The sequence below is a fragment of the Bradyrhizobium sp. LMG 9283 genome (genome assembly GCF_045571415.1).
In the GTDB taxonomy this organism is placed as follows: domain Bacteria; phylum Pseudomonadota; class Alphaproteobacteria; order Rhizobiales; family Xanthobacteraceae; genus Bradyrhizobium.
This window is the reverse complement of sequence record NZ_CP120691.1, coordinates 1,180,418-1,204,882: the sequence shown is the minus strand read 5'-3', so window position 1 is coordinate 1,204,882 and position 24,465 is coordinate 1,180,418. Positions and strand designations below refer to the sequence as shown.

Annotated in this window: 19 protein-coding genes and 1 pseudogene; 11 read left to right on the top strand and 9 right to left on the bottom strand. The window is 57.9% G+C overall.

The window, feature by feature from the left end:
- Positions 1–123 precede the first annotated feature (123 nt).
- Positions 124–1,563: an IS1182 family transposase gene (locus tag P6U29_RS05635; RefSeq protein ID WP_407116688.1), complete on the top strand. Its 1,440-nt coding sequence runs from the start codon at positions 124–126 to the stop codon at positions 1,561–1,563.
- Positions 1,564–2,284: 721 nt separating this feature from the next.
- On the opposite strand, the gene P6U29_RS05630 is transcribed toward P6U29_RS05635, so the two are convergent.
- From P6U29_RS05630 to P6U29_RS05605, 6 genes are all read right to left on the bottom strand, one after another.
- Positions 2,285–2,467, bottom strand: coding sequence for a hypothetical protein (locus P6U29_RS05630; RefSeq protein WP_407116687.1), 183 nt, complete (start codon positions 2,465–2,467; stop codon positions 2,285–2,287).
- A 2,282-nt stretch (positions 2,468–4,749) separates the two neighbouring features.
- Entirely contained in the window at positions 4,750–4,986 is a 237-nt protein-coding gene (locus P6U29_RS05625; protein ID WP_407116686.1) for a hypothetical protein, read from the bottom strand.
- Between the two features lie 1,896 nt (positions 4,987–6,882).
- Positions 6,883–9,057, bottom strand: a complete 2,175-nt coding sequence (locus P6U29_RS05620) for a peptidase domain-containing ABC transporter (protein ID WP_407116685.1) — start codon at positions 9,055–9,057, stop codon at positions 6,883–6,885.
- A complete protein-coding gene (locus P6U29_RS05615; RefSeq protein WP_407116684.1) occupies positions 9,035–10,324 on the bottom strand; it encodes an HlyD family efflux transporter periplasmic adaptor subunit in 1,290 nt (429 codons plus the stop codon). The genes P6U29_RS05620 and P6U29_RS05615 overlap by 23 nt, the downstream gene beginning before the upstream one ends.
- Before the next feature lie 76 nt (positions 10,325–10,400).
- Positions 10,401–10,598, bottom strand: a complete 198-nt coding sequence (locus P6U29_RS05610; RefSeq protein WP_407116683.1) for a hypothetical protein — start codon at positions 10,596–10,598, stop codon at positions 10,401–10,403.
- Positions 10,599–10,661: 63 nt separating this feature from the next.
- Complete coding sequence (locus P6U29_RS05605; protein ID WP_407116682.1) at positions 10,662–10,853, bottom strand: hypothetical protein; 192 nt, start codon at positions 10,851–10,853, stop codon at positions 10,662–10,664.
- A gap of 131 nt (positions 10,854–10,984) precedes the next feature.
- Between P6U29_RS05605 and P6U29_RS05600 the strand changes: the two genes are divergently transcribed.
- The 6 genes from P6U29_RS05600 (at position 10,985) to P6U29_RS05575 (ending at position 17,536) form a co-directional block, all read left to right on the top strand.
- Complete coding sequence (locus P6U29_RS05600) at positions 10,985–11,260, top strand: hypothetical protein (protein WP_407116681.1); 276 nt, start codon at positions 10,985–10,987, stop codon at positions 11,258–11,260.
- Between the two features lie 157 nt (positions 11,261–11,417).
- On the top strand, positions 11,418–12,245 hold the full coding sequence (locus P6U29_RS05595; RefSeq protein WP_407116680.1) for a response regulator transcription factor: 828 nt from the start codon (positions 11,418–11,420) through the stop codon (positions 12,243–12,245).
- A 1,040-nt stretch (positions 12,246–13,285) separates the two neighbouring features.
- Positions 13,286–15,211 carry a hypothetical protein gene (locus tag P6U29_RS05590; RefSeq protein WP_407116679.1) on the top strand — a complete coding sequence of 642 codons (1,926 nt, stop codon included), beginning with the start codon at positions 13,286–13,288 and terminating at the stop codon, positions 15,209–15,211.
- Positions 15,212–15,265: 54 nt separating this feature from the next.
- Positions 15,266–16,303 carry a TAXI family TRAP transporter solute-binding subunit gene (locus P6U29_RS05585; RefSeq protein ID WP_407116678.1) on the top strand — a complete coding sequence of 346 codons (1,038 nt, stop codon included), beginning with the start codon at positions 15,266–15,268 and terminating at the stop codon, positions 16,301–16,303.
- Positions 16,300–16,932 (top strand): hypothetical protein, encoded by a 633-nt coding sequence (locus P6U29_RS05580; RefSeq protein ID WP_407116677.1) that lies wholly within the window; start codon positions 16,300–16,302, stop codon positions 16,930–16,932. The genes P6U29_RS05585 and P6U29_RS05580 overlap by 4 nt, the downstream gene beginning before the upstream one ends.
- A gap of 34 nt (positions 16,933–16,966) precedes the next feature.
- Positions 16,967–17,536: a hypothetical protein gene (locus P6U29_RS05575; protein WP_407116676.1), complete on the top strand. Its 570-nt coding sequence runs from the start codon at positions 16,967–16,969 to the stop codon at positions 17,534–17,536.
- 216 nt (positions 17,537–17,752) lie between these two features.
- Here P6U29_RS05575 and P6U29_RS05570 read toward each other — a convergent pair whose 3' ends face one another.
- Complete coding sequence (locus tag P6U29_RS05570; protein ID WP_407116675.1) at positions 17,753–18,457, bottom strand: Crp/Fnr family transcriptional regulator; 705 nt, start codon at positions 18,455–18,457, stop codon at positions 17,753–17,755.
- A 772-nt stretch (positions 18,458–19,229) separates the two neighbouring features.
- Positions 19,230–19,727, bottom strand: coding sequence for a hypothetical protein (locus P6U29_RS05565; protein WP_407119623.1), 498 nt, complete (start codon positions 19,725–19,727; stop codon positions 19,230–19,232).
- On the opposite strand from P6U29_RS05565, the gene P6U29_RS05560 reads away from it, so the two are divergent.
- Together P6U29_RS05560 and P6U29_RS05555 are read left to right on the top strand one after the other, a co-directional pair.
- On the top strand, positions 19,647–20,039 hold the full coding sequence (locus P6U29_RS05560) for a response regulator transcription factor (RefSeq protein WP_407119248.1): 393 nt from the start codon (positions 19,647–19,649) through the stop codon (positions 20,037–20,039). The two genes, P6U29_RS05565 and P6U29_RS05560, sit on opposite strands and share 81 nt — an antisense overlap.
- A gap of 532 nt (positions 20,040–20,571) precedes the next feature.
- Entirely contained in the window at positions 20,572–21,126 is a 555-nt protein-coding gene (locus P6U29_RS05555; RefSeq protein WP_407116674.1) for a hypothetical protein, read from the top strand.
- A gap of 87 nt (positions 21,127–21,213) precedes the next feature.
- Here P6U29_RS05555 and P6U29_RS05550 read toward each other — a convergent pair.
- A pseudogene (locus tag P6U29_RS05550) lies at positions 21,214–21,345 on the bottom strand (DUF3606 domain-containing protein); the annotation flags it as partial.
- A gap of 288 nt (positions 21,346–21,633) precedes the next feature.
- Between P6U29_RS05550 and P6U29_RS05545 the strand changes: the two are divergent.
- Both P6U29_RS05545 and P6U29_RS05540 read left to right on the top strand, forming a co-directional pair.
- Complete coding sequence (locus P6U29_RS05545; RefSeq protein ID WP_027576485.1) at positions 21,634–22,086, top strand: (2Fe-2S)-binding protein; 453 nt, start codon at positions 21,634–21,636, stop codon at positions 22,084–22,086.
- A 1-nt stretch (position 22,087) separates the two neighbouring features.
- A complete protein-coding gene (locus tag P6U29_RS05540) occupies positions 22,088–24,403 on the top strand; it encodes a molybdopterin cofactor-binding domain-containing protein (RefSeq protein ID WP_407116673.1) in 2,316 nt (771 codons plus the stop codon).
- Positions 24,404–24,465: the final 62 nt, after the last annotated feature.

The following is a 24,465-nucleotide window of genomic DNA, read 5'->3' as shown; positions in this document are numbered from 1 at the left end:
GCCTGTAGGCCAGACGCCGGGCGACGCTTGCCTCATCCGCCGCTTTTGACCCTGGCTGTGTGAAAACGCTGCGCTTGATGTGATTCGCGCGATATGATTCCCGCACGATTTGCGGGGGCTGGAATGAAGCGCTTCGTTGCGGAGGCGGATCGTGGGCAATCGTCGCTATTGCCCGAGTGCCTCGATGATTTCATTGACGAGGGCAACCCTGTTCGCGTGATCGACGTGTTTGTCGATGCGCTCGATTTGGCCGAGCTAAGCTTCGAGGGGGTGGAGCCGGCGGCGACCGGTCGGCCGTCATACCATCCCTCGGTTCTCCTGAAGCTTTACATCTACGGCTATCTGAACCGAGTGCAGTCGAGCCGGCGGCTCGAACGAGAGGCCGGACGCAATGTCGAGGCCATGTGGCTGCTGGGCCGGCTCGCACCTGATCACAAGACGATCGCGGACTTCCGCAAAGACAATGGCCTGGCGCTCCGCAAGGTATGCGCACGCTTCGTCGAACTCTGCCGTGAAATGGGTCTCCTCGCGACGTCGAGCGTCGCCATCGATGGCAGCAAGTTCAAAGCGGTGAACAACCGGGACAAAAACTTCACACGGGCGAAGGTGGAGCGGCGGCGCGCCCAGCTGGAGGAGAGCGTCGCGCGCTATCTGAGCCAACTTGACACGGCCGACCGGCAGGAGCCGAGCGAGACGCTGGCCGCCAAGGTGACGAGGCTGACCGAGAAGCTGACGAAGCTGAAGGAAGAAATGGGCAAGCTTGCCGTCTACGAGAAGCAGATGCTTGCGTCACCCGACCAGCAAATCTCGTTGACCGATCCCGACAGCCGTTCGATGGCGACAAGCGGCCGCGGCTCCGGCACCGTCGGCTACAACGTGCAGGTCGCCGTCGACACCGAGCACCATCTAATCGTGGCGCACGAGGTGACGAACAGCGGCTCAGATCGGGCACAACTCGCCAACATGGCCAAGCAGGCGAAGGCTGTTCTAAAGACCGAGACGCTCGAAGCTGTAGCCGATCGCGGCTACTTCAACAGCCCGGAGATCCTCGCGTGCCACGAGGCCGGCATCACCGTAACTCTGCCCAAGCCGCTGACGTCGGGTGCCAAATCGGAGGGGCGCTTCGGTAAGCAGGACTTTGCCTATTTGCCAGAGGAGGACGCCTATCGCTGTCCGGCTGGGGAGCGATTGCCGTATCGCTACACAAACGAAGAAGACGGCAAGATGCTGCGGCGCTACTGGACCACTGCCTGTCAAAATTGTGCGCTCAAATCGCAGTGCACGACAGGGCCAGAGCGGCGGATTACGCGGTGGGAGCATGAGCATCTGCTCGAGGCTGTGCAGCAGCGCCTTGACGCGAACCCAGAAGCCATGCGTCAGCGTCGAGAGACGGTCGAGCATCCGTTCGGCACCATGAAGGCCCGCATGGGGGCGACACACTTCCTTACCAAAACGCTCCCAAAAGTCGCGGCCGAGATGGCGCTCTCGGTCTTGGCCTATAATCTGACACGGGCCATGAACATAGTCGGGACCAAGCCGCTGATGGCTGCGATCGCGGCCTGAGACAGGCGCGGTTCCTAGCTTCCGAACCGACGCCCTTTGAAGTCGTTTTTACACGGCCAAGACCCGGACCTGTGGTAGACCAGATCAAGTCGTGCACTGACTGCTGCGAGCCGACGACCTTTGAGGTACCCGCTACCGGGGCGAGATATCCACTCGCGATTTCCTTGCGCGTACTGCCCCTTAAAAAGGAATGTGCAGAGTGATACAGCGGCTGCAGCCATGAACCAGGTCAGCATTTTTGTAGACAATGGCTGCAGCAGCGCAACGTCCCCCCGTTAGGGCCGATGCTGCTGAAATTGGATGGCTTCCTCACGGAACAGGCTCGACCGTACGGCGCAAGCCGGGCGCAGAGCAGCCGCTTCGGCGCAAGCCCTGGGCGCAATCGGCTCACGGATGGACACGGCGGCAAGGTCGTCAGCGAGGCGGCCTGTCAACTCCGCCGTCAGCGCCTCCCCTCTGCTGCCTGAAACCGCAGGCGAGCCGCTTGCCAACATATCATCATAGGAGAACGGGATCCGTCGTTCCGCTGGCGCGTCCACGTCAGCACCGCCGCCGCCAATTGCGGGCGGGTTTGCACTGCAAGGAGCAGCCTCGCTATCAACGGCTCGGTTCTGGCGCAGTTCGGCTGCCGAAACGCGATTCTACCGTCACGGTGCACCTATGTTGTGGACGCCGGCGGCCGTGCCTCCTCGCAGGAGCACGGCTACCCTCGCGATCAAAACTACGGTGTTTCCTTGGCGTTCGCGCCGGGGCGGTCGTGCGGATTCCCTGCGAAGACGTCTACCTTGTGGCCGGCTTCATTCTTGCCGCTTCCCTGGGCCGGCGGTGCGCCACCGTGAACAAATTCCAACTCGGCTTCGGTGATCTCTCTCAAACCGTCCATCTTTTTCAACAGAGTATCCATGACATTCTCCTTGGATCTGTATTGGACGAATTCTTGATCGGCGTTCGATCCCGCCGACTACTGGAGTCCCGGGGGCAGGTCTTTATTTTGGCCCGGAGGGGCATTACCATTCCCTGACGTAGTGGTCATCTGCGATGCACCGTGGGGCTGCCCGCCCGGGTTTTCAGTTATTAATTTTCCACCACAGACCTGCTCTAGTTCTTTCTCACTGAGTTCTCTCAGCGTGCGTCTATCTTGCATGATGTTCTCCTTGCTTTGCTTGGAAGCGGACTGCTCTCGCGCGTTCAGCCCCGCAATACTCTCGCAAGAAACAGCCGCCTGCAATTCAGCGTTGGCTTTATGTCTTTCGATTTACGTCGTTCGGTAATCGGGATTCTAGCCCCATCAACGTGCGTTATAGTCTGCACTCGGGAATGGGAACGACGCAATCCGAACGCGCGCGCTCGCGACGTGAAACAAGAGGAGAAGTCGGGCAATCAGGCCACAGATTTATCAGCCGTAGTAGCCAACTCGCATTCATAGTCTTTGATCATGACGTCCGCTTTTGGCCGTTTCGGCAGTCGGCGCCGTGCAGCGGTACGTCCGGAGACCGGAGTCGACCGGAAGTCGCTCGCCGTGAGGCCTAGCCGCGCTTTTGACCCAAGCCCGCACATTGGGAACGGTTGCACAAGACGTCACCTTTGCTCGGGAGAAGCGGTGGTCTGCCAGTGACACATTGAACAGAAGGCGCCATGACGCCACGCCTTCGCGGGCTCATTCGAACTAGATAATTGAACAGTCCAATTCACTTTCAAGAGGGCAGGAATTGCAGCGTTCGCCGGGCAGCATCGCATTCGGCATTTGCTGCGTACCTGCAAGCTCTTGAAGGCGCGCACTACCATCCTCAGGTTGATCGCCGGCGCTGGCCGGATACCCGACGCACCGCCATGAGAAGAGTTCCAGGAGCTGGCAGAGTCGAATTGCCACACGTACAAACGTTCCTCGCGCCTGCACTTACTTTGGCGCTGCCTTAGACGAACATTCGACTACGATGGTGGCCCCCCTTGGATGGCACTGCCATCATGCGGTACAGAGTGTTCGTGATGGACAGCAACCGACGAGTGATCTGCGCCGCGAAGCTCGACTGCATCGATGAGCAGGCTCCGAGATGTCGAGCCGAGAAAATGCATGGCGAGCACGACGTTGAGCTTTGGGAAGGGGATCGGCTCGTCGCGGTCTTTCGAGGTGCAACGTCCAAGGAAAATCGAAGCGATCGCTTGTCCTGAATAGAGGGCCTGTCTCGTCGCCGAGTTAGTCCCCCTTTTGCTCTGCTGCCCGTTTGACACGCCGTCTTCTGCCGATTGTTCTCGCTTCTACATGTCGGAGCTTAGTTCGAAGCTTCTCCACTTCTCTAAGCTCCGCCACAAGCGATTGGACTCGCTCCCTCAAAACAGTACCTGTAATCTGACGCGTAACCAAATTTTGTCGTTCCGCGACAGCGAATTTGGTCTTCGATGCAGCTGACCGGAACTAGTTTCGGTGTGAGCTTCACATCAGTTTCGAATACTGCTTGCGCGGACCTTGTTGCCCGTCAAAGCGCACTTCCCAGCAATCGCGACGCCTGTCGGGGAGCGCGGAGCAGCAACACGACATGCGAAGTTCGTGGGCCAGCACTGCAGTGTCAGAAACCGAACCGACTAAGCGCGAGGACTTTTCTCTAGTTGGTCCGTTGCTGAGAACCTGAACCTTATTGGCGATTAGCCCGGCGCAAATGCCGGGCTTATTCGTTGCGCTCGTCTCCGGGGCTCAGCTCGCCGGAACGATCACGTGCGCCGGCGCCCCGGTCATGCTGGTGGCTGGCATTCGGAGCTCAGTTTTCGAGCACGATATCATTTCCCTTGACCGCTAGGGTGGTCTCACTCTGTGGGAGCTGGTGCGAGCGATAGCGCGACTCGTGCTCACGAGGTGCCGGCCGCTCAGACGGGTTGCGACCAATCTGAGTTTGGAGCTCCGTAAGATCGGTGAACACGTCGACATAGCAGCGGCAGGGGGCAGATGAGGCTTGTCGAGAACCTACTCGCGCGTGATCGCGCCGCTGCTCACGCACAAAGCTTCCGCAAGCCGAGCTCGCGGCAGCGCTGCTCGTTTAGATCAGCCGAACGCAATTTGCGTCCAGTCGCTCTAGCTCGCAGATATCGCCTTCCATTCGCCGTAAGCGTCTAGCCTGTGAATTAGCGGATAACGTTACCGAGCACGCCGTGTCGCTTGATGCGAAAGCCGGGCTGCTTAGCCTCTATTCGGCGTCAGCCGCGCTTCCTCTGAGAGGACGGTTTAAATTCCACGACCTCGTGGTGGTCGCTAGGATCGGACCGCCATTTCTGCTTCACGATTTGCTCAAGCTCAAGAGCTTCGATGGCGAGTTCATCCGCCATTCGCCTAAACAGCTCGCGCTTTTCGATGTCGGTCGCCTGCTGACTCATAAGAGTAAAGTCTCTGACGTCAGAGCGGAGCTTTTCCAATCGTAGCCTGAGGTCCTTCATGTTGTTCTGGCTCAGGTTTTAAGTGGTCCTCGGCGTGAACAGAACCTTTGCTTGCACGAATGCCATATGAATCAACTACCGAAGCAGGAGATTGGTTCTCGCTTAATTGCGCACTGGTCGCTTGTTCACCGTGCGATGCGTAGCCAAGGTCGCCGGCTGGTGGCGGCCTTCCGGACGTTGCTCCCTGAGGACCTCGAGCGTGGTTTCGGGACGGGCCTGGCCGCTGCCCTGATCCAGCCATTGCGAGCGGCGGCCATGGGCCGCCCAGTCTGAGCCCCCCACCTTCTCCAGGCCGGATGAGTCGCTGCAACACGATCGTGGTCAAGATGCATGAATGTTCGAAAGCGCACAGACCCAAGTTAAGGGCCGCGCTAGCCTGCGACCGGTCCTGGGCGCTCGCCAAAGCGCTCGGGCCTGACGGCCTCGGCATCTTGGTAGGGGGATGTCGAGGCCGTTTTTACCCGGGGCAGCGCTAAGATGGCTCCCCTGCAACGCGCTATGGTGGCGCCTGGATCCTGGGTATGAGGTGGAAGTAGGTAAGTTCGGCAGATCTAAATCAGGCTACGGTCGGTCCTCGTGCGTACTATCCTTCTTATTTTGGCGATCTGGCTACTGTTCAACGTTCTGTTTGTTATGGTGGTCCTGCCCTCGCGCAGGAGGATTCCCCCTCCCAGACCGTCGGAACCGCTAGCGATCAATAAGATCACCAGTCGATTGGAAGAGGATATGCCACCATCACTGGGGCGCGTTGTTGTTTCGGCTGCGACCAGAGTTCTTTTCGTTCTCGTCCTTCCGTTCGTTCAAGCGTGGGAAGCAATCAGCGGACGCTTTAGAGGGCACCATGACTAGAATGCATGGGGCGCTGAAAACCCGAGAAACGCGAAGTCCGGCGCCGCCGGTTCAAGTCCTCTGTCGCATCCAAAACCGAGGATCACGACAATCTCCCGCCACCGTGGCACGGGCCGTGTACCCATAACACCAGCGGAGGCGAGGAAATGTTCGCTTTGCGATACAGCGACTAAGTTGGTGCGGGATCGAAATATATCGCGATGCGTCAACTGGCGTCGATATTGCCGATGCATGCGCTCTCAGGTCCCGGCTTACTCAACCGACGGGCGGACGAGCGCCGGTTCCTGGTTTCGGCCGTTCGGAGCGGAGACGCCGCTCAAGCCATGGCCCGAACGGATTTGCCGCGTGCCCGCAATTCCTTTATCGACCAGGTTGTGTCCGGCTACCTCGATATGCGGCCGGTGCGCCCGTTAGAGCGAAGGGCGATAAACGCGCTAGGAGCAGCGATTGCAGATGGTCTTGCCATGAAGCTCATGACTGCGGAAAACCTGTCGGTACTTCTGAGGAGCGGTACTGTTGGCGATGCCGCGGGACAACATCACGTTCGGAACGGCGTCGCCATGGGCCGAGCTCGACATCCCGAACATCTTCGCTTTCGCCGGACGGATCACCCCGGTGGCGAATGGTTGACCGGCTGCCGACGCGGTGAACCCGCCGGCAGTCCCGCATCGATCGCGCGTGTGATCGGCATCCGAACTCCGGCCTCGACTCGATTTCGATCGCGCCCTCGCGGATCGGCACGACTGGACCCAGCGCCGCCCCTAATCCGCGAGTCCGCGACAATCATCGCCGGTAGGAAGCCTTTTTGACGGCCGGCTTCCAGCGGCTCTGGGCGAAGCGACCGTCGGGAGCTAAAGCTGATGCGGCGCCCACCAACCGACTCCGGCTCGGCTCGAAGCCCATCGCTTCCAGACCGAGCACGAGAACTGGATTACTCTCCTGGAAGTCATCGAGTCATTCGGGCAGGAACGCAATTGCCCAGGATCTGCTGCCTACTCATAAATCCACCGCGCAGAACAACGAGAGAAATCGTAAGCGGATCTGGGCTTAAGCTAGAGCGCTGCGCCCCTGTTTTTCCAGCTCTAGGAAGGAAGGGATGACGGCTTCATCCGGTTGGCAGTGCTCGCCACGCTTTAGATCGCTCGTCAACGTCCTCGCAATTCGCAAAATTCGATCTGCTCCGCTGCTTGTCTCAGGCCGGTGTGCCACATTTATCCGAGTCATTTGCAAGCCTTTAAGGCTCTCGTTGATACGCTTTTCGTTATCGACGTCCAAATGAGCCGTGCCCTCGTCCAGAAACAGAATGCTAGGTTGTCGATAAAGCGCCCGAGCCAGCATTAGTCGTTGCTTCTGTCCACCTGATAATGAGCTACCCATATCTCCGATTAGGCTGTTGTAGGTCATCGCCATCGCCATGATCTCCTCGTGTATACCCGCCAGGTGCGCGCATTGAATCATCCGTTCCTCGTCGAAAGATGCATCAAAAAAGCAAATGTTATCGGCAATAGAGCCTGAGAGTAGCTGATCCTCCTGCATCACAGCGGCCACGTGCTCTCGATAGGCTCTTCCACCGATCGACGAGAGAGGAATATCGTCAATCAACACTTCCCCGCTTGTCGGTTCCAGCAACCCGAGCATGACCTTAACGAGGGTTGTCTTGCCTCCACCTGAAGGACCCATAATCGTGATGAATTCCCCAGGCTTGATGATAAAGCTGATGTCTTCAAGTACATAAGGATCCGTTTCAGCATATCGGAAAGAGACCTTCCGCAATTCGATCCGGCCCTGAACGCGCGGCGTATAGGCCAACGGCCGATCATGGCCCCGCTCAAGGGGGCTTAGGGCAATATCAGCCAAGCGCTCGAGATGTAATTCGATAATTCGGAAATCAAGAACCTTTTCGACGAACTGAACAGCCTTCTCGATAAACTGCTGTTTATAGCTAATGAAGGCGAAGATCATGCCGATCGTGAAGTGATTGCCTAGAACCAGTTGGACGGCGAGGTAAATGGTGAGAATGTTCTCGAGACCAAACAGCGCGTCGTTGATACCTGTGAAAGTTATTTTGACGTGACCCAGCCGAACATTGGCGCTTACTACATCCGCATAACGGTTAAGCCATTGGGTCTCGCGGTCAGTCTCACGATTGAAAATCTTCAAGCTTTGGATCGCGCGCAGGGTCTCGATAAACGTCGAGTTTTCATGAGCCTTAGCTTCTATCACGGCCAAGTTGCGCTCTCGCAGCAAGCGATAGAGACTTAGACGCACTGCCGCATAACCTGCAAATGTAACAAGAACGACCACCCCGAGCTGAGTGCTATAGACAAAAATCATTGCCAAGGTTGCAACCGCCATGACCCCATCAATCGCAGCGGTTATCACGCCTTCTGCGAGTGCCGTGCGAATTGGTTCAATGGACGTGAAACGCGAGAGGACATCGCCGATGTGTCGCTTTTCGAAATAGGCGATCGGTAATCTGATCAGGTGGTGAAACAGACGAGCGCCTATTTGGAAGTGCAACGCGTTCTGGACAACCAGAATAATCGAGGAGCGGATAATAGTGGAAACAACTTTGATGGCAGTTAGGAGAGCAAATCCAAGAGCCAGCACCGTCATCAGATCGGCATCGCCCCTGGCGCTGACCTCATCGACACTGAGCTGGAGGTAGAAAGGGCTTGCAATCACAAATGCTTCAAGAACTAACGAAAGCACGAAAACCTGAGCCAGTGCATGTGTGCTACCGCGCAGCTGTCTCCAGAAGGTTGAAAATGGGAGGCGCGCTCTCTCGTCTTTGGGACGAAATGCCTCGGTTGGGGATAGCTCAAGAGCGACGCCAGTCAGATGCTTGGAGGCTTCGACAGTCGGAAAGAACCTCTCTCCCAAAGCCGGGTCATGCACCACAATACCCCGCCTCGTGGCCGACTTCAGGACTACGAAATGGTTCATGTCCCAGTGCACGATCGCGGGCAGGTGCAGGTCCCTGATCTTATCAAGCTCATAGCGCAGAGGACGACTAGCCAGTTGCATCTGACTGGCCACCTGAATTACGGCTCTTAGCGTCACACCCTTTAGCGACACGGGATAGCGTCGCCGCAGCGTGTTCAGATCGATTTGGTGGCCATGATAGGAACTTATCATAGCAATGCACGCGAGACCGCATTCCGCTGCTTCTGTTTGTCGGATTACCGGTAGGTGATGCCTACGGTTTAGTACATGCACCATGGTTGCATCCTGAGATTGACATTCTGACGCTGAGCAATGGATCGAGCAACCATCTGATCAGAGATCGTCTTTCAAGAATGATGTCTGCTTTCAAAAGCATGTCGGCTTGAAGCCGTATGCGCTTGCCATACGCGTCAATGTCTGGGCGATCGAGTCTCGCCGTGACCCGGTACGCAGGCTCCTTGAGCTCAATGGGTGCGGAGGTCTCAGCGCGCGTCAACATCGTCTGTGAGACTTCACTTACGCGGCCGCGATATGTACCGAACTGCTGATAGGGGAACGACTCATATAGTATTCTGACGTCCTGCCCTGGCTGAACAAAGCCTATGGCCTTGGCCGGAACAAACAGGTTTGCTTGCAGCTCGCTGTGGTCAGGGACGATCTGCATTTGCGGTCTTTGCGGATCTGCGAATTGACCAACAGTCGCTTGCAGGATCGAGATGCGTCCTGCCGTTGGCGCTCGCACCTCGTACGCGCGGCGTCCACTAATTTCGGCTATCCGCTGTTCTGTCGTGGCAAGTGCGCTGCGCAGGTTCTGGATCTTTCCTGCCGTGATGGTCGGCAGCTGTTCGAGAGAAGAACGGGCTTCGGTAAGCTCATTCTGCCGAGCGGCTGCCTGCTGCTTCAAGGAGTCGAGCTTCTGCTTCTGTTCGAGCGCGGCGATTTCCCGCTTTTTATATTCCACGTCTGAGACTATGCCTCTGGCCGCCAGGTTCGTTACAGACGAAACGAGTTCGCTGGACAACCGAATTTGTTCGCGCTGGTTCTCTATCTGAGCGTCGAACCGGGATAGTTCAGTTTCGAGGCTTGCAATTTTGGCTGATAGGCGCGCTTCCTCGGAGTTAATGCGGTCCTGCTCCGCGCAGATTTGATTTCTTAGTGAAACTTGCTCTGCCCCCAGTGTGCCGAGCATCACATCGTTCACGTCCTGCCCATTTGCCGCAATCTGAGTAGTTTCGATGGTTAAAAGCCTCTGCCCTCTTTTGACCTCCTGCCCCTCTTTGACATGAACCTCCTTGATCGTGCCCGACTTTGAGGCGAAAATCTTCGCCGTGCCTGCGATCGGCGTCAGGTACCCCGCCACAGTCTCCTTTCGAGCATACTGGCCGAGAAATAGGAAGGCGGCCGTGAGTGCGACTACCGTCGCAATCAACCAGCTTATAACCTTCGTCGATCTCGTCTGGAGCAGCGCGACCTGGCCCCACTGCCGATGGTCCTGTTGGAACTCGACTGCCTCCTGGCGAAACAACAGAAGCTGCGATGACACGGCTCCAGAACCCAATTCCTATGTACCTCGGGACACGTCTCTGTCCATCAGAGGTATGTTGGTGAACTGAAACCCACTACCTACTGGGCTTGCCGATCGACATACCGTCAATGACAGTCCTGTTATTCGTTATGACATCGAGTTGGCTCCCGCCAGTTTGTGTGATGGTTTGACCTGACGATCTCACAACGATCGCGATGTGCATGCCGTGACCCGCAGAGACCATGTCGATGTCCCGCTCGTTCAAGTCAGAGAGCGCGCGCTTATCAGCCATTGGGATTCTCCTGTTGAAGAGCCCGCTCCTCCGCAAGTCCGATCGGGAGGAGCGGGCAATCACTCAATGCGAGACTTGAATACCAGTATTGTTGTTGTTGGACTGGTAGATCCAGACGTCCTTGCTCCTGTTCACCACAGCAACGTTTTTCTGGAAGGCCCAAATGTCTCCCGTTCTGAAGCCTCCCCCTCCACACACTGCATCCAGTTCCTTATCGGCCAACTCACGCATTCCATTGTTGCTAGTCATGGTCATTGCAGCCTCCTGTTTCAGTCGGTCTGACGCAATAGATTGCCCGTGTCGGCAGTCTTCTTGCGACACAAAACCGTACGTAGATTTCAGTGTTGCGCAACGCTGCATGAGGTGTACGACATTTGAATGGTCCAATGAGCAATATCGCCGTGTACGAGCGTTGCCTCGAGAGCGGCGATACGACCTTCGACCTAAAACCATTTTCGCTCTGTTGCGATGCGCGATCGAGTGATGACGATCCGATCAATTGCACGCTGCGCGCCGCGCTGCTGCATCGTGCGGTCGATGGCTTCGATGCGCACCGACCTGAACGCACCCGCCGCTCGCTGTCCTCACACCTGATCTGGCTGAACCTGATACGTGATCTGAAGGCGCGTCTGGCCTCGCCGCCGCCGTCACCATTCTTTTGATGGGCGCTTCATGTCTGATGGGGCTTCATATCCCATCCCTCTCTGAGGTGATGGACTCTACCCATTTTGAAGGGGATTGCGGGACTCGGGCCAATTGAGTTATCTGATTTACCAATCGCAATGTAAGTGTGTGGGGCGCAGACGCATGAGTTGCGAAATGTCTATCCCTCACGGGAAACCGCTAGTTGCGATTATAGACTCAAAAAGCCTGCGACGCGCGAGCTTGATAAGCTTCTTTCAGCATTGGGCAAACTCGGAAGATCTGAGGTTGACATCCTTCGATGTCGATCAGGCCTGCGAAGCACTTCACGCACAAACAGACATTCGGATGCTGATTGTCAACGTAGGCGGCGACTCCGTCGCTGAGCCGGGAAACTTGCAAACATTTATGATGCTGCGTGGGCAATCAGGTGATGTACCTCTAATCATTATCTCGGATAGAGATGATCCTCAAGAGATCGCTGCCGCAGTCGCCGCTGAGATAACGGGCTTTGTCCCTACCGGTATAGACGCCAATCTCGCGTGCGAGGCATTATCATTTATCCTACATGGTGGTTCGTATTTTCCACAAGCCGCTATTCGTCAGCTTCAGCGGCAATCAGCGCAAAACCAATCACAGGAAGAGAGACCGCGATCACACTGCAATGCTGACCCTGTACTGAAATCCGATCAGAACGGGCGCAGGATGAAAAACAAGCTGACGGGACGAGAAGGAGAGGTGCTTGAGCGTGTCCGCCTCGGAGACTCTAACAAGATGATCGCGCGGGAGCTCGGAATGACCGAAGCAACTGTGAAGGTATACGTAGGCCATTTGATGAGGAAATTTGGTGCAGCAAACAGGACGCAATTGGCTCTCGTTGGAAAGGCGCTTGATTGTACCGGGTTGGCTGAAGTCCCGGTCGCAGAAGAGTGTGCTAACTCGGCTGATATCGAAGAACGGAGTGTCGAACCAATGTTGCGTTTTGATAGCATTCTGACGAGGTAGGCGAAACGAGCTGATCGACGAACGACAGGCTGTATTCGATATCGCATTCGAGCGGCTTCCTCACTGTATAGCCGCAACGCTCGAGAGACGCCGAGAAGAGCGGCCGTTCGACGCGGGCAAGCCGATTGTTCCCTTCGTTTGCAGAAGCGGACGCGAGCTCCTGTTGGGGCGACGCAACGACTAGGCAGCTTCTGTAACCTGGCGTCGCGTTGCCAACAATCTTTTCGGCATTTAGGACCTTTGGGCGGATCGCTCGCGATGCCGGAACGAGAAGGTTCGGTCCTGCCCTAGGCCATCCCGAACCATGAGCACATCACCTCAATTGCCAACGGAGGCATCCCGCCTCAACGGTTTGTCGTGCACGACCCTAACCCGAAAGGATAGACAAGGGTCGGCCATCCGAGGAACAGAACAGGGAGTACGTCCCGTCCTCCATGGGAGGAATGGCGGCGCAAAGGTGCGAAGAGTACCGTTAGGCATCGCAGCAGGGGCGGTTCGCCATGCGGAAGTGGATTAGGTATGCTCCGGCAAAAGAGCAGAATGATCTTCTAAAGGACGCAAACGCTTGCGCAACATCGCGTGGCTCCGCCGAGCCACCTATTCTTTTTGCACAACCGCCGGTGCGCCCGCTTTTCCCTCATGGGCGAGCGGTGGTCCTCATTGCCGTAAGTGCCCTAGCGACCACATCAGGGGCGGAAACGCGCGCGTCTTCGGAGTCCCTGCAGGCACGACGACCCGTCTCCGCCGGTTCCCTCATTGCGGGTGCGCGATCATCCAATGTCGGCGACGCGTCGACCCGGCTTACGCAAGCGGCGGCAAACAATCCAATCTCGCGGGAGGCGCCGGAAGAAAGCCACGGAGCGGAGCTCCTACCGCCTGAGTTCGGCACCGCAAAGGGCTCTTATCTCTCTAGTCGGCGCAGCAGCGAAAGAATAATGCATATTTCGCAAGCTGCCGTCAGCGATATAGGCCAATCTCCGGAACACCACTCCGCGGAGAGACGGTCCTGCGAACTCACCGTTGGAACGCGCGCTCTCGGATTGCTGCAACCTCTCGAGTCGAGCCATCGCAGGGCTGATTCGCTGGAGCAGGAGTTCACCGGAAATCAGCGCGAAAGTGAGTTCCAAACAGCACTAACAGCCAAGGGGGCGGAAGGTGCGGCGCGAGCGCACGTCACGGACAGTGGCGCGGCCGAGTTGCGAACACTACTGCAGCAGGAACGCGAACGAGCCTCGCAACTCGAACAGGAGCTGGCATCGGCCCAGCGCGATGTCGAGACGCAAGCGGCCCTGGCAACTAAGGCAAACGAGGAAACCAGCCGACTGAAGCAGGCTGCAGAGAGTGATGCGACGCAGTTGAAGCGATCGCTACAGCAGGAGCATGACAAAGCGGAGGCGCTGGCAAAGGAGCTTTCAACCGCGCGCACCCGGACATACGCGCACGAGGCGCAGGCACGTAAAACCGATGAGCAACTGGAAGACCTCAAGAAGAGAGCATCGGACACCGGCGCGGCCGAGTTGCGAGCATCCCTGCAGCAGGAACGCAAACGAGGCTCGCGGCTCGAACAGGATCTGGCATCGGTCAAGCGCGACGTCGAGACGCAAACGGCCTTGCTGACTAAGGCACAGGACGAAATCAGCCGACTGAAGCAGGCTGCAGAGAGTGACGCGACGCAGTTGAAGCGATCGCTACAGGAGGAGCATGATAAGGCGGAGGCGCTGGCGAAAGAGCTTTCAATTGCGCGCACGCAGACATATGCCTACGAGGCGCAGGCACGTGAAACTGATGAGCAATTGGAAGACCTCAAGAAGAGAGCATCGGACACCGGCGCGGCCGAGTTGCGAGAATCCCTACAGCAGGAACGCGAACGAGGCTCGCGGCTCGAACAGGATCTGGCATCGGTCAAGCGCGACGTCGAGACGCAAACGGCATTGCTGGCTAAGGCACAGGACGAAACCAGTCGACTGAAGCAGGCCGCAGAGAGTGACGCGACGCAGTTGAAGCGATCGCTACAGGAGGAGCATGACAAGGCGGAGGCGCTGGCGAAAGAGCTTTCAATTGCGCGCACGCAGACATATGCCTACGAGGCGCAGGCACGTAAAACTGATGAGCAATTGGAAGATCTCAAGAAGAGGGCAGCGGACAGTGGCGCAGCCGAGTTGCGACAATCCCTACAGCAGGAACGCGAACGAGCTTCGCGGCTCGAACAGGATCTGGCATCGGCCAAGCGCGAGCTCGAGACGCAAACGGCCCTGGTAACTAAGGCCCAGGACGAAACCAGCCGACTGAAGCAGGCTGCAGAGAGTGATGCGACGCAGTTGAAGCGATCGCTACAGCAGGAGCATGACAACGCGGAGGCACCGGCGAAAGAGTTCCAGGCGGCGCACGCCACGAGAGATGAATACGAGGCCCGGGCTCGCAATGAGAGCGGGCAAAGTGAGCAGCTGAAGAAGGTGGCGGAAACGGACGCTACGGAGCCGCGCAAGTCGCTGCAACAAGAACAAGCAGGCGTGAAGCAAGCCGATCCCGGGTCCGAACGCAGGAACATGCACGCGCTTACCGCCGTAGTGGTAGCGAACGCGCGCCCGATTGCAAGCGCTAGCAATGAGCCTGAGATTGACAAGGCAAAATCCCTCCAAACAGACCAGATCAAGTCAGCACGTGTCCGAGGCCAACGGCCCGACAGTGCCGATGAGGGTGCGGCCGCGGGAAGATTGGTAGCACGTGCGGGGATGTTGCTTGAGCAGGGCGATATAGGCGCTGCTCGGATTGTGCTTGAGCGCGCGGCCGAAAGAGGCAGCGCACAGGCAGTCTTCGCACTAGCGGAGACCTACGACCCCCACGTGCTTCCCAAATGGTCAACAGTTGGGACGCTTGGGGACGTGACAAAGGCGCGAGAGCTTTACGCAAAGGCCGAGGCGGTCGGCAACACGCAAGCGAAACAGCGATTGGAAGCGCTTCAGTAGAGGAACTGTGGCGCTGCGACAAGCGGGGCATTCTCACACGAAAAGGAGTACCGAATGCAAAAGTTCTTTCGACCGCAGCTGTTGCTCGCTGCACTCGCTCCTTTGTTGCTGCTGCAGCCTTCCAGCCTGGACGCGCGGACAAAAGGTGCCAAGATGAATACTGCCGCCTCAGCGAACGCAACCGATCACCCTGAACCGAGAGTGACGATGAATGCCTGGACCGTCGGCCTTGCCGGAGGCCTCCTCGAGGGCGCGCCTATCCGTCTTGCCGCAGAGATCGCTCGTGTTACGGACGACGGCGACAATCTTCATGTATTGCCTATCGTGACGCGAGGAGCCGCCGAAAACGTCAACTCACTGCTCTATTTGCGCGGCATCGATGCAGCCATTATCAATGCTGACGTGCTCGACGAGTACAAGAGGCAAGTGCCGGACATCCAGCGTCGCCTCGCCTACGTGCTGAATCTCTTTCCCTCAGAATTGCATGTTTTCGTTCGGCCGGAGATTCACAGTCTGACAGACCTGGTCGGGAAGAAGGTAAATTTCAACAATCAAGGTACGGCCGCAGCCTATTCTGGGCCGCTGATCTTCAGCCGTCTCGGAATTGACGTGCAGCAGACCTTCATTCCGCATCAGGTTGCGTTGGAACAAATGCGCAAGGGCGATATCGCTGCGGTCGTGTTCATCACGTCGAAGCCGGTCGAGCCCTTCGTGCGCGGACGCTGGGAGCCTGGATTTAAGTTCCTGCCGGTACCGTACGAAAGCAGGCTGGAGGATTACTATCTCCCTGCATCTCTCGAAGCGTCCGATTATCCCGGCCTAATCAAAGAAGGCGAACACGTCGACACGATCGCCGTGCCGACCGCGTTGGTCGCCTACAATTGGCGAAATAAAAATAACACCTATCGCTATGAGCGTGTCGCTCGCTTCGTCGATCATCTGTTCTCCCGCATCAACAGACTGCAGGAGCCCGGATTTGATCGAAAATGGAAATCAATCAATCTAGGCGCGACGGTGCCCGGCCTTACCCGCTTTCCAGCGGCGCAGGCGTGGCTGGATAACCATTCTCGCGCTACGCAGGCATCGCAATGAACCGCGCGATCTTTACCGCGGCTTCCGCGCTCGCTGTCGTTACAGGAGGGGCACCCGCGCTGGGCGCCGAGGATCCGCTGACACAACTTCGTACTTGTAGTCTGATGCAGCGGGACGAGCGGGTGGAATGTCTGGACAAGCTCGCGCGAAGTGTCGGGCCGCCAACCGGGCCCACAGCAGCGGTAAACGAGTGGGTCATCGGTCAGACGACTTCGCCCGTGGATTATACGCCGATCGCCACCGCGACGACCTCGTCGCGCGAGGCCGAAGGCGGCTCACCGCTGCAGCTCACCATGCGTTGCCGAGGTGGACGGAGCGAACTCGCTGTCTCCGGTCCCGCGATCTCAGGGCGGGCTGAGGATTACGTCATCTCCTACGGCGCCAAAGGTGGCCAGCCCATCCAAATCGCTGCGGCGACTCCTGCATTCGGGACCGGTATTGCGTTCAAGGCCGATCCGAGCGCCTTATTTCGGTCGCTCCCAAACGATGGCGAACTTGTCGTGTACATTGCTTCCCGCCTGGGGGCCTCTCAACATGGAACGTTCTCCTTGGTCGGACTTGAGGCGGTGCGCACCAAGATAGCCACAGCATGCAAATGGCCTGCCGCTATCGCAAAGCCGAACAGCTGATATTGGCACAAGGCAAATCTAATGGGAGGTGGTCATGTTACGGCACATTGCGCTAAAGGGAACAACAAGCCTGGCTATGCTTCTCGTGGCGGTATCTTTGTCTACGGGGCAGGAAGCTGCGCGACAGGTCGACCGAGCCCCGGAGTCCGTTCTGCGAAAAGAAAAAGCGGTGGTAGCGACGAAAAAACACGTGCGCCGCTTATCCAGCTCAGGGAATCAACCCACGGCAAAGAACAAAGAACATCGCCTCATCTTGCAGGTGAATAGCAACGATGCGGCGGCGATGAATCTGACCCTGAACAACGCTACAAACGTGGTGCAACATTATAAAGACATGGGCGAGACGGTTAAGATCGAAGTGATCACCTTCGGGCCCGGCTTGCACATGCTCCGCACCGATACCTCGCCGGTGAAGGACCGAATTGAAACAATGTCAGTGAGCACGCCGGAGGTCATGTTCAAAGCGTGCGGCAACACGCGGGAGAACATGCGCAAGCACGAGAACAAGGAGATACAGCTCATTCCAGAGGCTCAAGTCGTCAACTCCGGCGTCGTACGCATTATGGAGAGGGAGGAGCAGGGCTGGACTTACGTCAAGCCCTGAGCGTGTTACCGCCAAGGCATTGCGAGCCCTGCTGCGTACATACATACAATTGAAGGCCGCAGGACCAGATTTTGGTTCAGCGACGTACAGAATCGGCGCGCGTGCTGCCGAGACCCGGCAAGCCGGATTGGCGAGTTTGTTTCAGAGCTGCTTAGGAATGCTCTCGCGGGGGCCTGGGTCATGTTAGCGCTCGCTCGCAACTCCGTCGCGATGGCCTCACGCATACGTCAGGGGTAGCAGTCGCCGATATGTCGTTCGAATGACCCCATAGCACTCGCAACTCGCATTCTCGAGTCCCGAACGATCCAGCACTCGGATCCTCCCATAGGACGTCTCGATAAGCCCATCGTTTTGAAGCTTCTTGAGAGCCAACGACACGGTCGGTCGCACCGTACCAAGCATTTCTCCCAAGAATTCATGCGTGAGATGGACAACGTCACCCTCAGTTCGGTCAAGCCCCATGAGGATCCAGCGCGCGCATCGCGAGAGCACATCATGGGCTGCATTACACGCAACTTGCTGCAGAACGTGTGCGGCAAAGGCCTGTTGAAAGTGACCGACGAGCATACGGATTCCTTCGCTCTCGGAAACTGCCTTCTTCATCCGATTGAGCTTGACCACGGAACAACGTCCCGGAATCTGCACAATCGACCGTGTTAGAGCAATGCCATCGCCATGAATCGCAAAAGACCCAACAATCCCTTCACAACCGATTGTACCCGTTTCAATCGTCCCGCCCTCTTTCAGGTGGGTCAAAAGCGATACAAGCGCTGTATGAGGGAAGTAAATCCGGTCGACCCGACCATGCCAGTCGAACAGGACATCACCGCGCGAGAACTCGGCTTCCTCCGGTCTGAGAAGCTCAACCTCGGCAGGCGACATGGCGGCAAGCACCTTATTTTTAGCCAGCTGCCTTATCATCGTAAGTCTATCCTGGAAAACGAATATCAGTATTGGCATTCGCCGCCGATAAGATCCGATGGCGAATACCTCGCGACCGGGCCGGTCTGCTTGCACAAGCTTTGAGCAGCGACCGCATCCGCGCAAGTACATCCTTTGGACTACTCCATAGCGATCAGCGATCCTAACGTCGTTCAAGAAGTCGCTTGGCCGCGTAAGACCGTCCTGCCGCAGCGAGGTTAGTTGATGTTTGATCTGCACCCCCACCCAATCCTCGTATTTCGAGCAGGTGCGCCCGGGAGCTTGCCTCCGATTTCGGTTCCACTTTGGTTCAGCGCGAAATAAAGTGGTAAACTGTATTGAGCAATACAGACTCTCACGTGGTCTTTATGCGACTGCCTCTGCAGTAGTGGCTGCGTACACAGAGTGCGTGCTCGGCCCACGATGTGGTCGCGCTACGCTACATGAGCGCAGTGCTGCGGGCCTAAGCTGCGGCGATTTCGCGTTTCATCGGTATCTTGCCCGCAATGGCGCTTCTCAATCGTAGGCAAAGGGGCCTCCGATTCGCGAGATGCAGGTTCAGCCAGACCGCCTGGAATATAACTATACCAATAAGTGCCACCGACCGGCATCCTGTCGTTTGCGAGATTTGAATTGCCTGCAGGAGATCAAGATGAGTAGGAGATCTATCAGGAGGAAACGCTCTCTAACAACCATAGTCATTGGAGGAAACAGCTTACGAAAAGATGCTCTTGCTGAATTCCTACGTTCTGCGGATTTTGGCACAGTGAGTTCAGTGACATGCGCTGATCAATTGTACGCAAGTAGATTCGAACAGGGTCAGAAGCTGTTTGTCCTCGTACATACCGGCGACGATTTCCAGATTGCTCGCGAGCAAATCGAACCCCTTAGGCGCGGTCACCCAGATGCGCGCGTAGTTGTGGTTGCCGATCGATACCGGCCAGATGAAGTGGCCGCAACATTTCAGGCCGGTGCTAATGGGTATTTCGTTGACCTCATGAGCCGTGACGTATTCACCAGATCGATCGAACTCGTGATCATGGGCGAAACAGTGTTTCCTCCGGCTTTCCTGCCCTTGGCCCTCGATCGCAAGGATGGACACAATGATCGCGCAAGCGCGCGCAAGGACCTGACAGTCACGCCAGACGAACGCAGTTCCCAACAGCTTTCTCCGCGGCAAAAGTCGATTTTGCGCTGCGTCGTCGAAGGCGATTCGAATAAATGCATTGCACGGAAGATCGATATCGCGGAGTCGACCGTTAAGGTCCATGTAAAGGCGATCCTTCGCAAAATCGGCGTGCACAATCGGACGCAAGCCGCCATTTGGGGCATCAACAACGAGCTTAGCGAAAACGCGGACTCCCCGCCCGTAGCGCCAAATTTGCTGGTCCCGCACTCTGTCCAAGCAGGAGCCGCAGTCAAACGAAGCGACGCATCTCTGATAGCAAACGTAGTCGAGAACAAGGAACGCAACTTGAACGCCACACATGCAGAAGGCGCCGCTCAACTCCGCAGTCGTTCAGCTTCTCAAGGCAGAGTTGTAAGCTTCAGCGGCACATCGAGAATGCCCTCGAAAGGTTGAAGGACTTCCACGGCGAGGCTAGTGACATTTGCGCTGAAGGCGATGAACTTGCTCGCTCGTTGCGAACAGGTTGCGAAGATCGACGCTGGCCTGCCACCGCCGAGCCCTACATCCTCCAGCGAACGTTTCAAAGAGAACCGCGAAGGCATGCGGTCCGCTGGCCTGCTGCGCTCCGCGTCTGACAGAATAGTCTTTCCTTGTTTCTTCAAACACCGTCCATCTCCAGACGCGGCCGGCGCAGAACACGCTTTATGGCGCCGCTTTGCTCATAAGCTTGTTGCAAACGTGAAGCAGGGATCTCGAGCGCAGCTCCGGCCACGTAGGCAGTAGCTGTGACTGGCGAGTACGATGGACTTAGAACAGAGAGAGCGCCGACCGCTCCTTCCGAGCCCATGAGAGTGGACGCGACAATGTGTCCGTCCGACATCTCAACCCGGAACGCTAAGACCTGCTAATGGGGGAAGTAGACTTCTTTGAGCTCATCACCTGTTCGCACCAGCACCGCATCAGACTCGAACGGTAATTTCTGAAAGTGAAGCTCAAGCAGGTTGAGATCCGCTGGTGGCAAGGCCGCCAAAAGTCCATTCCCGAGGCTAGTCTGGAGCGCCATCGCGGATGTCCCTTTAGGGTACGCGGAAACAACCAAAGCCTCAACCAGCGTTGCGGGGGCACGTTCCAAAGCCGCAAGCTGATCGAGCTCGCAAAAAACGTCAATGCAGTCCAGCACGGAGGCATCCACATCGAGAAGATCAACGCACCGCTTCTTCGCAAGCTCAAAACCGGCGCTACAGAGTTCAGAGCCGGCATCAAGTCCGGTCGAACAGGGTTGGCTCGACCTGCACGAGAGCGGAACTTATGTGCGGCTGCAGGAAAGAAAAGGCTCGCTTTCCGGAGTGGACTATATGGCCCCAGCCTGGAGGTTTCTCCGGATCGAAAAACGAGCTGGGACCGAGGCGTCTGCCGCTGTCTGATCGGCAAACGCCGCTTCATCCCGCAAAATCATCCCTTTGGGATTCAAATTTCTGAATGCGTGCAAAAGAAACGCTCCAGCCCGCCGGGGGAGGAGCTGAAGCTTAGTTCGCAATAGGTCTCGCGAAAGATGGACACGCAAGACTGATCATTGAACTGGCTACGGGGGTGGTCGGTCGAATCGATGGCCTAAAAGTCACGCCCCTCATCGGCCCAAGCGCCGCTCAACCGTATTACGGCTGTGCCCACCTTCCTGACCGCGTTCTTCACGGCGGAAAGCCGAGCGGCGAGTCTTCTTGGCCTCATAAGGAACCTCGTAATCTTGTCCGCCCGCCATAAAGTCCAAGCAGGCGCGACGGTCTGAAAATGCAACAGCCAACAAGTCGTTGTGAACCCTACGCCCTGCGGCTTTGTGGTAGTTTCATGAACGTCCATACCTTGAACACAGCAAAATCAATACAGGAGGATGGACGCCAGACACATACATTTAAATCAGCCTTCCACGGTGCCGTCCTTCAGCGAGCTCAGTCGTTTCGCGCTGACCGTAAGGAACCTCAGGAAAGCTCTTCTCGCTCATCTCGATGAGACGCTCCAGGCGGTTCCGTACCAAGAGGGAGAGATCATCATGATCAAGCTGAAGATTAATGGCCAAGAACAGAACTGGGGTGGCGATCCCGATCTGCCGCTACTCTGGTTCATCCGGGACGAGATCGGACTGACGGGCACGAAGTTCGGCTGCGGCCAGGCCCTCTGCGGCTCATGCACCGTCATCGTTGATAAGCAGGCGGTGCGTGCCTGTGTCACCTCGGTGTCCGACGTCAGAGATCGCGAGGTCACGACCATCGAGGGCCTTCACCCAACCGGCGATCATCCCGTTCAAAAGGCGTGGCGGCAGCTTAACGTCCCGCAATGCGGCTTCTGCCAGACCGGTCAAATCATGCAGGCTGCGGCGCTGCTGATGGGAAATCCCAAGCCGTCGCATGACCAAATTCGCGAATCCCTGTCCGGGAATATCTGTCGGTGCGGCTGCTACCAGCGCATCGAAAACGCCGTCCATCTCGCGTCAACGGGGGTGTGACATGAACATGCTCAACCATCCCAGCAAGCTTCGCGGTTTTGAGAAGCACATCAAGATCGAGAACGTTTCGCGCCGCAGCATCCTCAAGGGGCTTGGCCTCGCCAGCGGCTTTGTGCTCGCCGCTCCCGTTATGATGCGGCCGGCCTTGGCATACGAGACCGGCGCCAGTCAGATGCCGCACGGCACCGTGGTCGATCCGCGCGTGTTCGTGTCGATCGCGCCGGACGGCATTGTGACCATCCTCGCGCACCGCGCGGAGATGGGCACCGGCGTGCGGACCAGCCTGCCCATGATCGTCGCCGAAGAGATGGAAGCCGACTGGAGGCGGGTGCGCGTCCAGCAGGCGCATGGCGACGAGGCCAAGTTCGGCAACCAGGACACCGACGGCTCGCGCAGCACGCGGCACTATCTGATGCCCATGCGTCAGATCGGCGCGTCCGCGCGCACCATGCTCGAGCAGGCCGCGGCAAAGCGCTGGGGCGTGCCAGCCACCGAGGTGAAAGCCTCCAACCACGAGGTTGTCCATGGCGCGAGCGGGCGCAAGCTCGGCTTTGGCGAGCTGGCCGCCGATGCCGCCAAACAATCAGTGCCAAGCGTCGAAGGCTTGAAGCTGAAGGACCCAAAGGATTTCCGCTATCTCGGCAAAGGCGAGATCGGGATCGTCGACCTGCACGACATTACCACGGGGGCCGCACGCTACGGAGCCGACGTGCGGCTACCCGGCATGAAATACGCCGTAATCGCACGACCGCCGGTCACGGGCGGCAAGCTCGTCTCGTTTGACGGGTCCGAAGCCATGAAGGTCTCGGGCGTCGAGAAGGTGATGGAGGTCAAGGGGTGGCCGTGGCCGTCCAAATTCCAGCCGCTCGGCGGCGTGGCCGTGATCGCCCGGAACACGGGGGCAGCGATCAAGGGGCGCGATGCGCTGAAGATCGTCTGGGACGACGGTCCGAACGGCAAATACGAGTCGAGCGCCTATCGCAAGGAGCTCGAAGAGGCCGCGCGCAAGCCGGGCCTCGTGGTACGCAAGGAAGGCGATGTGGAAGCCGCGCTGAAGGGCGCCGACAAGGTGATCGTGGGCGAGTACTTTCTGCCGCACCTTGCTCACGTCGCCATGGAGACACCAGTCGCGGTCGCTGACGTCAAAGGCGACAAGGCCGAGATCTGGGCGCCGGTGCAAAGCGCCGGTGGAACACGTGAAGACGTGGCCAAGACATTGGACATCCCCCAGGAGAACGTCACCGTCAACGTCACGCTGCTCGGCGGCGGTTTCGGCCGCAAATCGAAATGCGACTTTGCCCTCGAAGCCGCGCTGCTTTCGAAGGAGCTCGGCGCACCGGTCAAGGTGCAATGGACGCGGGAAGATGACATCCATAACGGCTTCCTGCATACCGTATCCGTGGAACGGATCGAGGCAGGGCTCGATAAGAGCGGCAAGGTGACCGCTTGGCGCCATCGCAGCGTAGCGCCCAGCATCGCGTCGACCTTTGCCGCCGGAACGGTGCATCAGGCCCCGTTCGAGCTCGGCATGGGGCTCGTCGACATGCCGTTCGAGATCGCCAACGTCAGCTGCGAGAACCCGGAAGCGGCCGCGCACACCCGGATCGGCTGGTTCCGATCGGTGTCGAACATCCCGCGTGCCTTCGCGGTGCAGTCGATGGTCGGAGAGATCGCGCATGCGACCGGCCGCGACCAGAAGGAGATGCTGCTCGAGCTGATCGGCTCGCCCCGCATCCTCAAGCTCGACTCGGTGAAGGACCTCTGGAACTATGGCGAGCCCTATGACAGCTACCCGATCGATACCGCACGGCTTCGCAGAGTGGTCGAGCTGGTCGCCGAGAAGGGCGAATGGGGCCGCCAGGTGCCGAAGGGCCACGGCCTGGGCATAGCCGCGCACCGCAGCTTCGTCAGCTACATCGCGACCATCGTCGAGGTGGCCGTCGACGACAAGGGCAAGCTGACGGTGCCAAGGGTCGACACGGCGATCGATTGCGGCACCTACGTCAACCCCGAGCGCATCCAATCCCAGATTGAGGGTGCTGCGATCATGGGCCTCAGCCTCGCCAAATATGGCGAGATCACCTTCAAGGACGGCAAGGTTCAGCAGAAGAACTTTGACGACTGCCCGGTGATCCGAATCGATGAGTCTCCGGCGGTGACCAACGTCCACATCGTGCCGCCGGGTCCCGAGACGCCCCCGAGTGGCGTCGGCGAGCCGGGCGTGCCGCCCTTTGCGCCGGCCCTGATCAACGCGATTTTCGCCGCAACGGGGAAACGCATCCGGGCGCTGCCGATCGGTAAGCAACTGGAGACATGAGGCGGAACGTTAGTGTACGGCCCGTTTCATCAATCTGAATAGTAAACTGAACAGGAGACGGA

Coding starts and splice junctions, on each gene's coding strand:
- P6U29_RS05600 (WP_407116681.1), top strand. CDS start 10,985: ATGAGCAATATCGCCGTGTACGAGCGTTGCCTCGAGAGCGGCGATACG.
- P6U29_RS05595 (WP_407116680.1), top strand. CDS start 11,418: ATGTCTATCCCTCACGGGAAACCGCTAGTTGCGATTATAGACTCAAAA.
- P6U29_RS05585 (WP_407116678.1), top strand. CDS start 15,266: ATGCAAAAGTTCTTTCGACCGCAGCTGTTGCTCGCTGCACTCGCTCCT.
- P6U29_RS05575 (WP_407116676.1), top strand. CDS start 16,967: ATGTTACGGCACATTGCGCTAAAGGGAACAACAAGCCTGGCTATGCTT.
- P6U29_RS05565 (WP_407119623.1), bottom strand. CDS start 19,727: ATGGACCTTAACGGTCGACTCCGCGATATCGATCTTCCGTGCAATGCA.
- P6U29_RS05610 (WP_407116683.1), bottom strand. CDS start 10,598: ATGGCTGATAAGCGCGCGCTCTCTGACTTGAACGAGCGGGACATCGAC.
- P6U29_RS05540 (WP_407116673.1), top strand. CDS start 22,088: ATGAACATGCTCAACCATCCCAGCAAGCTTCGCGGTTTTGAGAAGCAC.
- P6U29_RS05580 (WP_407116677.1), top strand. CDS start 16,300: ATGAACCGCGCGATCTTTACCGCGGCTTCCGCGCTCGCTGTCGTTACA.
- P6U29_RS05630 (WP_407116687.1), bottom strand. CDS start 2,467: ATGGATACTCTGTTGAAAAAGATGGACGGTTTGAGAGAGATCACCGAA.
- P6U29_RS05625 (WP_407116686.1), bottom strand. CDS start 4,986: ATGAAGGACCTCAGGCTACGATTGGAAAAGCTCCGCTCTGACGTCAGA.
- P6U29_RS05545 (WP_027576485.1), top strand. CDS start 21,634: ATGATCAAGCTGAAGATTAATGGCCAAGAACAGAACTGGGGTGGCGAT.
- P6U29_RS05605 (WP_407116682.1), bottom strand. CDS start 10,853: ATGACCATGACTAGCAACAATGGAATGCGTGAGTTGGCCGATAAGGAA.
- P6U29_RS05620 (WP_407116685.1), bottom strand. CDS start 9,057: ATGGTGCATGTACTAAACCGTAGGCATCACCTACCGGTAATCCGACAA.
- P6U29_RS05570 (WP_407116675.1), bottom strand. CDS start 18,457: ATGATAAGGCAGCTGGCTAAAAATAAGGTGCTTGCCGCCATGTCGCCT.
- P6U29_RS05635 (WP_407116688.1), top strand. CDS start 124: ATGAAGCGCTTCGTTGCGGAGGCGGATCGTGGGCAATCGTCGCTATTG.